Annotated in this window: 10 protein-coding genes; 2 read left to right on the plus strand and 8 right to left on the minus strand. The window is 70.5% G+C overall.

Annotated features, from left to right (window positions below; all coding sequences use genetic code 11):
- The first annotated feature begins 310 nt into the window (after positions 1-310).
- Positions 311-1063, plus strand: a complete 753-nt coding sequence (locus LY12_RS17470) for a hypothetical protein (protein ID WP_253858056.1) — start codon at positions 311-313, stop codon at positions 1061-1063.
- A gap of 129 nt (positions 1064-1192) precedes the next feature.
- Here the strand turns inward: LY12_RS17470 and LY12_RS17475 are convergent, their stop codons facing one another.
- From LY12_RS17475 to LY12_RS17510, 8 genes are all read right to left on the minus strand, one after another.
- Positions 1193-2173: a C40 family peptidase gene (locus LY12_RS17475; protein WP_253858058.1), complete on the minus strand. Its 981-nt coding sequence runs from the start codon at positions 2171-2173 to the stop codon at positions 1193-1195.
- Positions 2174-2209: 36 nt separating this feature from the next.
- Positions 2210-3292, minus strand: coding sequence for a replication-relaxation family protein (locus LY12_RS17480; RefSeq protein ID WP_253858060.1), 1083 nt, complete (start codon positions 3290-3292; stop codon positions 2210-2212).
- A gap of 120 nt (positions 3293-3412) precedes the next feature.
- Positions 3413-5971, minus strand: coding sequence for a type IV secretory system conjugative DNA transfer family protein (locus tag LY12_RS17485; RefSeq protein ID WP_253858062.1), 2559 nt, complete (start codon positions 5969-5971; stop codon positions 3413-3415).
- A gap of 79 nt (positions 5972-6050) precedes the next feature.
- Positions 6051-8021 carry a VirB4 family type IV secretion system protein gene (locus LY12_RS17490; protein ID WP_253858064.1) on the minus strand — a complete coding sequence of 657 codons (1971 nt, stop codon included), beginning with the start codon at positions 8019-8021 and terminating at the stop codon, positions 6051-6053.
- A gap of 4 nt (positions 8022-8025) precedes the next feature.
- Complete coding sequence (locus LY12_RS17495) at positions 8026-9237, minus strand: PrgI family protein (RefSeq protein WP_253858065.1); 1212 nt, start codon at positions 9235-9237, stop codon at positions 8026-8028.
- Positions 9238-9250: 13 nt separating this feature from the next.
- A complete protein-coding gene (locus LY12_RS17500) occupies positions 9251-11521 on the minus strand; it encodes a TrbL/VirB6 family protein (RefSeq protein ID WP_308292136.1) in 2271 nt (756 codons plus the stop codon).
- A 3-nt stretch (positions 11522-11524) separates the two neighbouring features.
- Entirely contained in the window at positions 11525-11797 is a 273-nt protein-coding gene (locus LY12_RS17505) for a pilin (protein ID WP_253858886.1), read from the minus strand.
- A gap of 119 nt (positions 11798-11916) precedes the next feature.
- Entirely contained in the window at positions 11917-12954 is a 1038-nt protein-coding gene (locus LY12_RS17510) for a sigma-70 family RNA polymerase sigma factor (protein ID WP_253858066.1), read from the minus strand.
- Positions 12955-13758: 804 nt separating this feature from the next.
- On the opposite strand from LY12_RS17510, the gene LY12_RS17515 reads away from it, so the two are divergent.
- Complete coding sequence (locus LY12_RS17515; protein WP_253858067.1) at positions 13759-14532, plus strand: hypothetical protein; 774 nt, start codon at positions 13759-13761, stop codon at positions 14530-14532.
- Positions 14533-14591: the final 59 nt, after the last annotated feature.

Below are 14591 nucleotides of genomic sequence, written 5' to 3' on the forward strand. Positions count from 1 at the left end.
GGGGGACGCCGAGTCCCGCCCGCTGCCGGGCGGGACCACGCCGCACCATTCCTGCCCGCGCGGCGATGCCAGGGAACGCAGCAACCCCTACAGATTGCGCCGGTGACGGCCCGCACCCACCACAAACCCCACCGTGGCGTATATGTCCACACGAGACACACGTTCGTTGTTGACAGCGTTCTTGACATCAACGCCCGTATCGAGCGTCCATACACGTGTCGCCCACAACGCCGGATGCGCACCGGCGGGCACACACGCCCCGGCCGGGGCATGACCACCAAATCCCAACAACCTACCCAGGGAGTTCGTCATGTCCCACAACACAACCACCCCGCGGCACCTTCGGGTCGTCACCAACTCCGACCCGGCCCCGCTCACCGCCGAAGACAAGGTCCGCGCCGCCTTGGCCGCGAATCCCGGCACCCGCACCGGCGCCCTGGCCAAGATCGCTGGAGTGGGCCGCTCGACTGCGGCGAAAATTCTCGTCGCTTGGGATCGCGACGGCACCGCCGTGCGCACCCCCGGTGACAGCCCCCAGAATCCCGACACCTGGATCCTGGCATCCACGCTCGACGACAACACCCACGCCGCGCCGCCCGTGCCCGGTGACACGGTGAGCGCTGCGACGTCGACCGCTGACGCCGGCGGCGCGCCCGCTCCCGTGTCCGGCCGTGATAACACCCCAAGCGACGACGCGAACACCGGCGCCCGTGCGGCCGCGACGTCCACACCGGTCGGTGCTGACGTCACCGGTTCGACCGACGCCGCCACCCCGGCGAGCGGCGCCACCGCGGCCACGCCTGCCCCGTCAACCGCGCCCCGGCCGCGACTGGCCAAGGGCGGTCTGCGCGCGCTTGTCGCGGCCTACCTCGCGGACCACCCTGGCGAAAGCTTCGGACCCGCCCGCATCGGCACCGACCTCCAACGCTCCGGTGGTGCGGTCAACAACGCCCTCGAGAAACTCACTGCTGAGGGCTATGCCGTCAAAACCTGCCTCGCACCGAAACGCTTCGCCCTCAACCTTGGACACGTCGGGGAGCGAAGCACCGACGAGTCGGAGTGACCGGCGAGGCAGTCCGGCCCGTGGGGCGGGGCCCATGAATCCGGCGCGCATGCTCCGGCGACGAAGGTCGCCTCGTACGCCAACCTTCGTCGTCTGTATCCGGTTGCGGAATGATGAGCTCGATCGGTCCTATGTGGTCGGTCGAGTCGCGCCTGCGTAGTCGTCGCCGGGGTGGCGGTAGTTATCGATTTTGACGACCTCGCCGAAGTCGGGGGCGTGGATCATCTTGCCGTTGCCGATGTAGAGGCCGACGTGGTGAATTTGGGCGGGGGTGCCGTAGTGGACGAGGTCTCCGGGGTGGAGTGGTTGTCCGTCCGGGACGGGGGTGCCCGAGTGGTACTGGGTGTGAGCGGTGCGAGGGAGGTCGATGCCTGCCGCGCGATAGGCCGCGGTAGTCAGGCCGGAGCAATCGAATCCGGCGTGGCCGCCGTCCGGACCGTTCCCACCCCACACGTAGGGAAGGCCACGTTGTCCGCAGGCGTAGTTGATCGCGGTACGTGCGGCGGCGGTGGGAGCGTGGATGGTGGCGCAGTTGCTGGTGCCGATCGTCGCGGAGACAGGCTGACAGCGAACGTCGGTCAAGGCCGCGACGACGGTGCGTGCGGTGGGTTCGTGCCGGGCGTAGGCGTTGGGGAATCCGGAGCGTTGGACGGCTTGCGCGGCGTCGGTGATGCTCATGTCCTGCCAGCCGTGGACGGCTTTGAGATGCGTGTAGAACTGGGTGGCTGCGTAGCTGGGAGTGGTGATCTGCTGCCGGGTTCCCCAACCCATGGACGGGCGTTGTTGGAAGAGGCCGAGGCTGTCGCGGTCGCCGTAGTCGAGGTTGCGGAGGCGGGATTCCTGGAGCGCGGCGGCGATCGCAACTACCCAGCCTCGCCGCGGTACGCCCTGTTGTCGGCCGACCGCGACGATGGTGGCGGCGTGGTCCATTTGCTCACCGCTCAAACCCGCAACTTGTTGGGCCGCTGTGGCGCCGGTGTGACAGCCAGCGGCGTCTGCAGAGGGCTCGGTGTTGCCTAGGGCGCCGACGATTCCGCCCGCTGCCGCGCCGACGAGGGCGATCACGGCCACGACCAGTGCTCCGCCGCTGGTACCGAGTTTCGTCGCCATCACGGGCATGCGCTCCCTTCGTGGCGGTTGTCGCGTTCAGTGGCGGGGCTGGCGGTTGGGTGTGGCCGCCGGTGGTGTGGGGCGCGGCGGTGGCAGGCGGTAGGGCGAGGCCGTCTGGGGGTCGACGGTGTCGCCGGTGGTGTCGAGGTCGGTGGTGGGTGGGGCTAGCGAGGGCCAGGCGCCGGGAAGGTCGGTGAGGGAGTAGCGGGGCCCGGAGCGGTGGGCGCGGGCCGAGGTCAGGGGAAGCCAGACGTCTTGGGCGGGGCTGGGGTGCGGCGCGACCGGGTCGAGCAGGTCGGCAGCGGCGGTGGCGACGGGCACTGTGGCGGGGTGGTCGAGTTCGGCGTGAATGCGGGCGAGTGCGGTGCGCACGCCGGCCTCGCGGCGTGTGGTGGGCAGCCACAGCAGCACGGGGGTGGCGATGCCGGTGGATTCGGCCAGGCGGGCGTAGCCGAGTAGTTTGCGTGCGACTTTGGTCAGTGTTTCGGTGCCGGTGTCGAACTCGAGGAAGAACTCCACGTCGCTGGCGCGCCTGGTGGTGTGGGTGTGCCAGCGGCCGTAGCTGTCGGGGATCACGAGGTCACCGAAGTGGCGGGCGCAGCGGGTTTCGGACCACCACGCCGTCAGCTCCATGCGCCCGCTGCCTGGAGGGGTGTGGCGGGTGTGGGCGATCAGTGAGGTGAAGAAGTCGTTGATGCCCGTGGTGTGGGCGAGGCGTTGGTTGTGGGCGATGGCCATGGCCCGGTCGTGGCGGTAGCCGAGTTCGGTCGGCTCGAGGCCGTGTTCGGCGGCCAGAACTGCGGCTCCGGCGGGTCCGAGGACGTAGTGCATGGGTGCCGAGCCGCGTTGCCGGAAGGGCTGGAATCGGCTGACCGCGCGCCACAAGTACAGCTCACGCAGGCGTTGTCGGGTGGCGCGGCCGGAGGGGAAGGCGGCGTCCTGGATGTGGCTGCTGGTCAGCACTCGGTGCTCGTGCAGCATCGCCAGGATCCATTTGTCGCGGGCGGTCAGCCGCGTGGCGAGCATTGCGTGATGCTCGATCGAGCCCGCCGTCCGCGGGGTGCGACTCTGCGGGCGCGGGCTACGTAGTGCGTGTTGGCGGGTGGGCGTGGTGATCACGACGCGGCTCCCTTGCGTATCAACAGGGTGTGGATACCGGTGTGGGCAGATGGCCCGAAGAGCCCCCGAAGGGTCCAGGCCGATCGGCAGATGGCGCACCACTGGTTGCGGCGGCGAGGCTTACGGCCTGGTGCGGCGGGGATCGGGGGCCGGAGGGCGTTGCCCGCGCGCCGCCGGCTGCGAGGGCGCCGCGGGGGCTTTCGGCGGGGTTGCGGCTGTGTCGGAGCTGGGATCGGGTTCGGTGGGGTTGTGGGCACGGCGTTGGGCTCGGAGGGCGGCGCGGATCGCTCGTGCGCGTCCGGGGACGGGGTCAGGTAGCGAGGTGGTGGCCATGGTGAACGGTTCGGTTTCTTCGCCGCCGACCACCAGACGGGTCGCGGTGCGATAGACGCCGAGGTGGGACAGGTCGTGGTCGCTCAGGCGCGGCGCTGTGTGGCGCGCGAGTTCACGGGCGTCTTCGGGGCTGGCGGAGAAGAAGATCTTGTTGCGTGCGTTGGTCGAGATGCCCTCTTTGAGCTCGCGGGGAAGTTGGCCGAGGTGTTGGTGGGCCAGTGTCATGCCGACGCGAAATCCGCGTGCTTCGGCGAGCATGTCTTCCAGTGGGTAGGGCAGGTTCAGGAAGTTGTGGCACTCGTCGACCACGAGTGAGGCATCGGGGCGGAGGCGCTGCGGTGTGCGGGCGCGGGCAGTGGTGGCTTGCCAGGCACGCGCCACCACCAGCGATCCGACCAGTCGCGTGGTTTCCTCGCCGAGTGATCCTTTGGGGATACGCACCAGGCAGATCCCGCCGTCGTCGAGCACTCGACTCATGTCCACTGTGGACCGTCCGCCGGCGATGGCTTCTCTGACGAACGGGCGCAAGAGGAAGGCGCGCAGTTTGTTCATCAGCGGGGAGATCACCTGCGAGCGGGACGAATCGGTGAGGTCGTCGTACCACTGCCAGAACCCGGTCAGGACGGGATCGGTCAGGCCGCTGGTGATACGGGATCGGTAGGCCTCGCTCGCGAGAAGTTTCGGTAGGTCGGCCAGGGTGGGTACGCCTTCGGCTGCGCGGAGGGTCAGACAGGCGGCGCGCATCAGGTCATCTGTGCGCGGGCCCCAGAACGCCGAATACACCCGCCGAAACACCGATACGAGGTTGTCGACCTCGCGGTCGGTTTCGCCGCCTTCGAGGGGGTTGAGGATCGGTGGTCGGTGCCGTGAGTCGGCGTCGAAGAGCACTACGCGTGCGGCCGCGTCGAGAGGGATCCGGTTGAGGATGTCCGTGACCAGGTCGCCCTTCGGATCGATGAGCACCATGCCCCGGCCGGTCTCGATGTCGTCGAGGATCATGTTGCCCAGCAGCGTCGATTTGCCCGAGCCGGTGGCGCCGAGGACGTGCACGTGGTGACGGGCATCGGGCACGCGCAGCCCCACGGCGCGGGCGTGACCGGTGTCGGAGTGCCCGAGTGGTTTGACCCCGGCGCCGGGTACGGCGACGCCGGGTGGCGGGGCGACGGCTTTGGCTCCGGCGCGTTCGATGCCGGGGATGTCGGCGTCGGCGGGCAGGTGGGCGAGTGCGGCCAGTTCGGGCACCGACAACAGATCACCGGAACCCAGACGCCGCTGGGCCAACACGGCGGCGGCCGAGCGCAACCGGGTGCGGGTGTAGTGGTTGTGCTCGGTGTAGGCGGCGAACGCTGCGGCGAGGGCGTGCGCCCGTCCGCGCGCAGTCTGCTGCGCCTGACGGGCGAGGTCCCCGTCACCGTTGACCTCGCCCGTCAGGTCGCTGATCACGGCGTAGCGGATGGTCGTCTCGTACTGCGGGCCACGGTGTTTGCCGACGATGGCCTTATTCTGTGCGGAGTATTCGAGTGAGACTTGCGGGTCGGGGCTGATGCGCCGCGTATCGGGCGTGCGCCGTCGGCAGGTGGCGTTCGTACCGGGAGTGAGGGCGTCGAGGAGAGCCGATCTGAACTGCCCGGAACGGCCGTGGTGCACCCGGCGCGCGGCGCGGCGGGCGCGGGCCACGCGTCTGCCCGTGACAGGTCGGGCGAGGACCTGCACGCATGCCCGTTCACCCGGTCCGAGCCCGACGGGGGCGCCGAGGAGGCCGCGGATCGGGTCGGCCTCGAAATCGGTGCGGATCGGCAGGGCTTCGGACCGGCCCAGGCGCAGCGTGCCGGCCACGGTGATCCGGCGTCGGCCGGATGAGAGGGCGGGAAACGGCGGAGTGGCCGGATGCGTGCGTGTATGCGCGCCGGGCCATGCAGCCTCGATCGCCCGCTCGACCAGCGCGGGCGGGATGGTTCCGGCCACCCAGAATTGCACCGCCACCCCGTGTTCGGTGAAGACGTACTCCATCGCCAGATGGGGTTGTCCGAACCAGAGCCGTCGCCACGTCGGGCGCAGCAGCCCGGCGAGGTTGGACCATAGCGCGGTGCCCCCGGCAGGATCGACGGTCGGTGGGGCGAGCACGGTGACGCACCGGGCATCGGTCTGCAGCCGCGCGCGCAGTCGCCCACGCCGCGCCAGGGTCGCCGCTGTTGCCACGGTTCCGGCCACCGCGACGAACGCCGCGGCCACGAGGCCCCAGCTGCGGGCCCAGTCGCCGAGCGCGGCGAGCATGTCCAGCGCGGTGCCGCCGGGATCGCGCAGGTAATCACCCACCCAGCCACCGGTAGCGATCGACGAAGGCATGGAACAACTCCTCTGGTCAGAAAACAACGGGTGAACACGCACGCGCGAAGACCGCGCCGTTGCTGCTCCGCAGCTGGTGTTAGCCAGGCTCGAGATCGACGTGGGCGGCCGGCTCGTCGTCCTCGTCGAACGGATTGCCGGCCGCCGCGGCGGCGTTGGCCGGTGGCGCCTCGGGCTCGAGGTCGACGTAGGCGTCGGCCAGGCTCGGGTCGGTGGCGTCGTCGTGTGCGGCGAGGTGGGCGAGTTCGGCGGGGTCGGTGGTGATCAGGACGTTCTCGGTCGGGGAGGCCACGGTGTGGAAAGCGACTCGGTGGGTGCCGGAGCTGAGGAGGCCTTGGCCCTTTTCGGCTGAGAGGAGGAAGTGGCGTTCACCGGCCGACAGGTCGAAGGTCGTGGCGATCTCGTCGATGGCTTGCGGGGCTTGACGCAACAGCACCTGGGTGGCGGCGTTGGCCACGATCGCCTTGCCGAGTTCGCTGCCCAGCACGTCCGCGGTGTCCTGGGTGGCGACGGTGAGCCCGGCCCAGTGTTTGCGCGCGGCTTTGGCCATGCGGAACAGGAACTGGGCACCTTCGGGCTGTTGCATCAGTTGCCAGGCCTCGTCGACCACGACGACCCGGGGGCGCCGGTGAGTCGGGTTCGACACGCGCCGCCAGATCGCATCCAGAGCCAGCAGCGTGCCTAAGGGCCGGACCTCGTCAGGTAGGTCGCGCAGGGAGAACACGACCAGATGCCCGTCCGGGGTGGTGGAGGTGGGCCCGTCGAACAGGGCGCTGTAGGCCCCGTCGACCAGCGGGTGCAATCGGGCCGCCAGGTCGGCGGCGACGCGGTCGCCTTCCTCGCCCCGGGCGGCCAGGACCGCGCGTAGATCACGCAGCAGTGGGGCCGGGCGGGTCCACGTGCGGGCCTCGTCGGTGATGCCGGCCTGGCGGTAGGTTTCGGCGATCGCGGTGTCGAGGACGGCCCGCTGCTCGGCGCTGACTGCCGCGCCGAAGGCGACCGCGAGGACGGTGTGCAGAAACAGTGTCTGTCGCCGCAGCGCGTCGGCGGGCGCGGTGCGGCGCCCGCCCGCGCTGGTGTGGATCGGCAGGTCGAAGGGGTTCAGATGCACGCCCGCGGCGCCCAGATGCACGTAGGTGCCGCCGATCTCGGTGGCGAGGCGGGCGTATTCGTCCTCGGGGTCGACGACGAAGGCTTGCACCCCTTCCGCCGCGGCGGGGTCGGCGGCCTCCGGGGCCAGGGTGCGGTAGAGCGAGCGCAGGGTCTCGAGCTTGACGAAGTACGACTTGCCCGCCCCTGACCGTCCGAGCACGACGGTGTTGTAGTTGTCGCAGGCGAAGCGGTCCCAGTGCACCAGGCCGGCCGAGCCGATGTTGTACCCGTACAGCACACCGGTCGGTGTGGTGCTGGTCGGGTCGGTCGGCGGGAGATCCGGTGAGGTGAAGGGAAACGCCGCCGCCACGGCGGCGGTGTCGAACGTGCGGGTCAACCCGAGCCCGTCGATCCCGACCGGCAGGGTGGTGACCCAGCCTTGCAATGCCCGGTAGGTGGCCGGTTTGGCATCCAGGAGCAACGAGGCACACAGCGAACGCAACGCGGCGACCTGGTCGGCCAGCGAGTCGGGGTCCGGGGCGTGCACCGTCAGATACAGCCCGAACCGGAACAACCGCCCCTCACCGCGGGCGACGCGCTGCGAGAGGTCGGCGGCGTCTTCGGCCGCAGCATCGAGGTCGGGATCGTCGAGCCGGTCGTGCCGGGCGTTGTGACGGCGGGAGGATTCCAGTTTGGCCCGCTGCGTACGGAGCCGGGTGGCGGCGGTGGCCGGGTCGATCGGGCACAGGTGTACCGAGACATCCAAGCGTGCCGGGTAGGTCAGCAAGGGCGCGAGCCAGCCGGGATAGACCTCTTGTGGATACCCGGTGACTCCGAATGAGGCGACGTACTCGTTGCCCACTTCCAGATGGCGGGCGGCCACGGACAACGCATCCGGAGTGAAGACACTGGCCGAGCCCGTCCGCGCAGGTCGGCGGCGATGTGGAGCGTGTGCCATGGCGTTACCTGCTTTCGATCTCATCGTCGTAGTCCCAGTCCTGGTCCGGCTCCAACCACGGCCCCGTTGCCGTGGACTCCCGCGTCGTCGACGTCGTTGGCGCAGCCGTTCCTGGGCGGGCAGGTGGGTGGTCCGGTTCGTGGTCCGAGCCGGTGTCGTAGAGGTCGGTGACGGTGGTGGTGGCAGTGACGATGTCGTCGGCGGCGGCCAGCTCGGCTGAGGCCGGTAGGAAGGTGTCGGGATTGCACGCCGCAGCCAGCACTCCGGTCGCGGCCGCCGCGTCCAACGGGCTCACCACGATCCCCGCGGTCGACAACAGGTCGCTGGCTTCGCCCAACCGACGGGCCAACCGTTGCTCGGCCGCCTGCCGCGCGCCGTCGACGTTGCCGGACTCCTCATCTCGGCGACGCCGCCGCCATGGCCATCGGTAGGATGTTTCCGAGCTAGGCGCGGTAGATAGTGGCTCGCGCAGCACGAGCAGTACCTGGCGGCGCAGCAGATCGGTTTGCGTAGTCAGCTCGGCCAGGTAGTCGGCGTGATCGCGGGCGGCGGCTTCCAAGGCCGGGTGCGGCAGCCCACCGGCCCGCGCCCGCAGCTGATCGATCTGCCGGGTGAGGTCGAGCCGTTCTGCCCGCACGAGAATCTGGACCGGGGCCGACAGCGAATGCAGAAACCGCGCGAACGCGGCGACCAACGCATCTTGTTCGCCCGGAGTGCGCAGACTGAAATTCACCGTGGAACACGCAGCGATGAGCGCGAGTCCGTCACTGCCCAAATCAACGATCCCAGCCTGGCCACCGTGATCAGCGACGCCGGTGGCCGGAAGCTGCACGGGCACTGCAGACACCTCCTCGTCGACCCCGCCGCCGGTGTGCTGCGACGAGGCGTGGGCGGCCAACCACGGCGGGGCGGGCCGTACTCCTTCGGGGGCGGCCACGCGATGGCGCGGTGACAGGCGCCATCGCAGGGCGGCCAGCGCCAGCCGATCGAGGCTCACCCCGTCCCGCCGCCCCATGGCCAGCACCACGACGGCAACCGCGATCGGCACGGCGGCGACGAGGAACACGGCGAGCGGAACCACGGAGCGCACGGCCAGGTAGAGGCCATACATCAGCAGGCCGGCGGTGCCGAGAATCGCTAGTTGTCGGGCCGACAGCGGTCCGAGGACCCGGTCGGGCCGGTCCACATCGGCGGGGACACGCACAGGACTGGTCATGGTGGAAGGCACCTCACTTCGCAGGCTTGCCCCGCCTGCGTCGCGGCAGGTCCAAGGGCAAGGCCAGTTGACGAGCCCGCGGCGCAGGCCGCGGTGTGGACGGCGGTGTCGGCGCCGGGGACTGAGCGCCGGCCCGCGGCGCTGGCAGGCGCCGCACGCCCAGCGGCAACGGGTACTGGCCCGAGGCCAACGGGCGGTTACCGGTGTAGGCATCGCGTGTCGGGCGAGGCCGGAGAGGCCGAGCCGCGCGGTTGATCTGCCCGGACGGTGTGATCAGCCCGGGCCCTCGTTGCCGGACCGGCGCGTTGTCGGCGGACGCGGTGGCCCGCTCATCGGCCAGCGTGTGGCGCGTCGGTGCGGGCGGGGCCGGCTGGAGGTGAATGGGCAGCATCCCGGTTTGCGGGGCGATCAACGCGCCGGGCAGACGTGCGGGTGGGCGGGCGTTGCGGTTGATCCGCCCGTCTGGGGTCAGCAGCCCCGACTGCGGCACCGGTGGTGGCATGCTCGGGCGCGGTGTGGCGTGCTCGTCGGCCACCGTGCGGCGCGGCGTCGCGTCGGGGGTTCGGCGGGTGGTGATCGGCAGACCGCGCTGCTCGGTCGGGAGCGCCCCGGGGAGTTCATCGGGCGGCAACGCCCGCGGATTCGGCCGCACGTCGTGCTGGCCTGCGGTGCCGGTCACCGTCAGCAGCGATAGTTGGCCCGGCCCCGGCCGCCGATCTCCCGGCTCGCCCGTGGCCGCGGCGGTATCGCCGAGTCGGGTGCTGCGGTGGGAGGAGGGGCGGGTGCGGCGCAGCCGCATCGGCAGCATGTACTGCCCCGAGCGCGTCGCCGCCGGATCACCGCCATCGGAGGCGCGGTCGGTGGTGTGCGCGCGCGGCCCGCGGCGCGACGACCGTTTCCCGCCGAGTATCGATCCGGCGCCGCCGAGCAGGCCCATCGTCTTGTAGGCGATCGCCCCGCGTGCCAACGAGCCGACCATCGACCGTCCGCCGTTGGAGAGGGGACGCAGACACCAGAACGGGATCTTGATCAGCACCCACATCAGCGCCAGCGACACCAGCAGGTTCACCAGTCCGTCGGCGGTAGGTCCGAACATCGACAGCCCACCCGGGGTGAAAAACACCCGCAGCGCCACGACCATCGTCAGCGACTGGCCCACCTGGATGGCCAGCACGCCGCCGAAGGCTTTCCACCACGCGCGGGCGATGCCTTCGGTGTGGGGCAGGGCGTGCCACATCAGCGTGAGCGGTGCCGCGGCGATCAGCAGGATCGTCAGCATCACCCGCACGATGAAGGTGATCAGCAGCACGATGACCATGACCGCCAGGGCCAGGCCGATGAACACGATCCACAGCCCGCCGCCGTTCAGTGCGCCGAGCACCATCGTGGTCAGCGCGGTGCTCGCGGTGTCGGCATTCACCCCTTCGCCGAGCACGGCCTGGGCGAGGGCGTTGGCGATCTGGATCGCCTTGGTCGCCAGAAACAGCGACAGCGTGCCCGCCAGAAACCCCGCCGCGATGCGAGGTGCGATCTCTTTGATCGAGTAGCGGGTCTGCAGCGACTGATAGCTCATCACCACCATGCCGGCGATGAGCACGAGCCCCACATAGGCCGACAGCAGGATGTGCCACGACTGGGTCCACAGCTGTCCGACACTCGGCAGGTCACTCGGCTCGGGTGTGGTCAGCAGGGTCTGGCCCAGCAAGTCGAGCAGCGGGTTCAGCGCCTCGGTCACCACGCCGCGGAACAGGCTGTCGATGCCGTCGGTGACACACGCAACCGGGTCGGTGATCCCGCAGTCGCTGGCCCCCTCGTCGCCGTCCTTGTTCGACTCGGGCGGCCCGTCGGGCTGTCCCGGTTCCACCGGGGCGGGCTGGGGGATGCAATTCGGCCCGGTGCACGGCTCCGGCGTCGTTGAACCGTCCGGGTCGTCGGAACCGGTGGGCCCGTCGCATCCGGGGGCGAGTGAACCGGGAAAACACGACGGCGGCGGAGGTAGTTCCGTGACCGGCGGCAGGTGCGATTCCGGGGGCGGGGCGGTGCTGCTGGGCGCGTCGGGCAGCGTGCACCGTGGATCAGTCGCCCCCGGCCCGCAGTCCGGCTCGTCGACCGGCGGTAGCGGGAACGGCGGCTCGGTCTGGGCCGGTGCCGCAACCGGTACGGCTGGCGCGGTGGGGGTGGCCGCGATCGAGGTCGCCGCCGTCGCGGCGAATGTGGCCAGCAGGGCCGCGGTCGCGGCGAGCGCGCCTGCCCACCGCCGCCACCGGGCGCTCGTGGGAGCCATGGGCTACACACCGCCCACAATGCCGGTGAGGATCTCGACGACCAGCGGGGCCAGTGCGGCCAGACCGAACCCGATACCGGCGGCCTTGAACGCCCCCTTGGCCTTCTCGACCTCCCCTGGGTCGCCGGAGGCCATCAGATAGCGCAGACCGCCGATGGTCAGGAACACCACCGCGACCGCCGCCAGGATCCCCATAATCCAGTCGCGGATGTTGCCCAACACCTCATCGACCGTGCGCGCCAACGCGACCACCTGGCCGACGTCGGCCGTGGCCATTGCTGGCGTGCACACCAGCACGGTCAGTGCCACCGCGGCGACTACCCCGCCCGCGCGGACCCGCGAGAAGGCACCAGCAGTGCGGGGACGGCGAGTGCGGCGGTGGGGGCGTGGCGGTGTCAGTCGCATGAGCGGACCTCCCGACGAGTCGGCGCGGCCGGACCGGAACGGGCGGGACGGGCGCGAGAACTGGGTCGTGCGGGAGAAGGAGCCCCGCGTGAGGCAATGCGGGATTTGGCGGCGTTGTGCGACATCGGTTGCCGTGTTTTCTGCCCACGCCCGCGGCCACGTGCCGTCTCGGGTCGCCTGCCGCGGTCGCCTGCGCGGTTCTTGTCGCGGCTCGTCCCCGTGGGTGTGGGATGTGGTTCGTGCGCGTTCGCGTCGGCGTCGACCGGCTCGTCGGCCAGGTAGGCACGGAGGCGTGCTTCGGCGCGCTCCCGCGCTTTCGCCGTCGCCTTGTACGAACTGCCGCGCTCGGCGGCCGCCTCGGCCAGTGACGTGTCGCCGAGGCGCGTGACGGAGATCAGATCGGCTTCGGCCGTGGTGATCGCGCCAGCGGCGACCGCGCGGGCCAACACCAGGTCGGGATGTCCCTCCGGTTGCGGCGTCGCGGCGGCCTCCGACACCCGTTCCCCGGCCGGTATCGGACTGCCGACGATCTCGTCCCGCGCCGCCAAGCCCGCGCGGTAGGCCGCGTAATACAGGCGCGCCAGAATCGCCGGACGCGTCAGATCGACGGTCGGCAGGGCGGCAAGGAAACCGGTCAAAACCGCGGCGTTGATGTCATGCGTGTCACCGGAAAATCGGCGAGTCACCAACGACGCGGCCCGCAGCACGCTCGGCAGCGCCAGCCCCACACACGCCACAGTCCACGTACCACCTTCGGCCCGGGACCGGGTGATGAGATTGGCCCACGCGCCGTCGCGCGTAACCTGCGGGCAGCTGCGCGCCAACAGTCGCGTGCCCAGCTCATCCAACGGCACCGGACGTGGCGGCAAACCCGGGACGGCGCGTCCGTCCACGCTGACCGGATCCGGGCCGGCAACCAACCAGGCGAACGCCGAACGCGCCATCGCGAACACGTCCGAGCCGGCGACGAAATCCGGCTTGCTAGTTACGTCATAGATGCGCGCACGGTCCTTCTTCCCACTGTTCATCACGACCCCCTAGCGAGTGCGGCTGAGCGAAGCGTCATCAGCACGCCACACCGAGGGCCTCACACCCGTGTCGTCGCCGCCTCAACACCGCCTCACACCGCCCGACGACCACGGGACAGGCGGACCCCGCCGACCACGTGAATCACACTGCTGACTCGCCCCGCATCAACGCTGTGACCTGCTGACTCGCCGTTGGCGACGACCAGCGTGAATGCGGCTGCCGCAGCAACGAAAAGGACGGCGCCGCTCTGCCGAAAGGTGGGGCAACCACCTCATCCACGGTCTGTGCCATGACGCACGTGAGCCGAGGTGCAGGCACGCGCAGCAGATCAGAAGGCAGCGGCACGGTTCGCTCCGCGCGCGGCGCGGAGGGTGCGCGGGACGGCGTCTCGGGCGGGTGTGGGCGCGCGTCATTTCACGCTGAGACGTGTCGCAAATCCGGGTCGTGGTGAGTATTGCCTGACGACAGCGCCCCAGCCGGTTCCGTTAGCGCCAGCTCAGTCCGGCCCTCTGGGAGGAGTACTCATGGCCCCATCCTCGTCGTCGTACGCCGATGGTCACCGACGTCGCAACAATGCCCCCACCTCGTCGCGTTCGTCCCGTGTCGAGACACGCCCGGCATACCCCGGAGCCACCCCGCGTTCCCGCCCAAGCACACCCCGCAGCGCCGCCGGGACGCGCCCGAAAACCCCGGCCGCGCCGCGCCAGCACACCAACGGTGCCCCGGCGACACCGACACCGGCCACCGTGTGGACCTGCGGACCCGAACCCGTCGATGCACGCGCTCCCTGGCCCACACCCATCGTGGAAACCCTCGTTGCCGCGTTCACCGACCCCGGCGCACACGTCACGCTGCTCACCCCGGACCCGGTTGGCACCTGCACCGACGCCCCCTCCGCCGATGTGGGCGAGACCGACGGGCAACCGGAGTGCGGGGTGCTCGACGTGGTGCGCGCGTTGAACCGCGACGTCGACGTCGCGACCCTCATCCCGCATGCGTTCAGCGAGGCGGGCGGCGCCCGTCCGTTCTGGGCGAGCCTGCCCACCAGCCACGCCAACCCCGCCGCCGCGCTGGCCGCCACCGCCCCCACCCACGGTCTCGCAGATTCCGGCGGTACGCGCTGTCAGGCTCGCGCCGACCTCGTCCTCGCCTCGCTGCCCTCTCACGCGGCGGACACGCTGTCGCTGCACCGCATCGCCCGTGCCGCGGCTACGCAGCTACGCGCAGGGGGAATTTTCGCCGTCTACACCCACAGCGACAGCCACCGCGGACGGTTGATCGATCCGACCGGGGACATCGTGGCGGCCTGTCAGCACGCCGACCTGCTCTACCTCCAGCACATCGTCGCCCTCCACACCCCGATCCGCGCCGGCCATCTCCACTCCGATCCGAGCCCCGCCCACACCACCGACCACGACCGCGCCCACCACCGGGCTCACGCGCGCGGACTGCCCGCGCCGCACCTGCGCGTCCACAGCGACATCCTCGTGTTCGCGCAACCATCCGAAACAGACACCTCGTCGCCCGACACCGGCGCGACCGATCCGACCACGGTCGCCAGCGGCGACCCCTCGTGAGCCGCACCTGAATCGCCGCCCTGAACGGCCTATCCACCCGCTGACCAGACCCGCGAAAG

The organism is Prauserella alba (genome assembly GCF_024171735.1).
Classification (GTDB): domain Bacteria; phylum Actinomycetota; class Actinomycetes; order Mycobacteriales; family Pseudonocardiaceae; genus Prauserella; species Prauserella alba.

Coding starts and splice junctions, on each gene's coding strand:
- LY12_RS17490 (WP_253858064.1), bottom strand. CDS start 8,021: ATGGCACACGCTCCACATCGCCGCCGACCTGCGCGGACGGGCTCGGCC.
- LY12_RS17495 (WP_253858065.1), bottom strand. CDS start 9,237: ATGACCAGTCCTGTGCGTGTCCCCGCCGATGTGGACCGGCCCGACCGG.
- LY12_RS17470 (WP_253858056.1), top strand. CDS start 311: ATGTCCCACAACACAACCACCCCGCGGCACCTTCGGGTCGTCACCAAC.
- LY12_RS17510 (WP_253858066.1), bottom strand. CDS start 12,954: ATGAACAGTGGGAAGAAGGACCGTGCGCGCATCTATGACGTAACTAGC.
- LY12_RS17485 (WP_253858062.1), bottom strand. CDS start 5,971: ATGCCTTCGTCGATCGCTACCGGTGGCTGGGTGGGTGATTACCTGCGC.
- LY12_RS17475 (WP_253858058.1), bottom strand. CDS start 2,173: ATGGCGACGAAACTCGGTACCAGCGGCGGAGCACTGGTCGTGGCCGTG.
- LY12_RS17500 (WP_308292136.1), bottom strand. CDS start 11,521: ATGGCTCCCACGAGCGCCCGGTGGCGGCGGTGGGCAGGCGCGCTCGCC.
- LY12_RS17505 (WP_253858886.1), bottom strand. CDS start 11,797: ATGGCCACGGCCGACGTCGGCCAGGTGGTCGCGTTGGCGCGCACGGTC.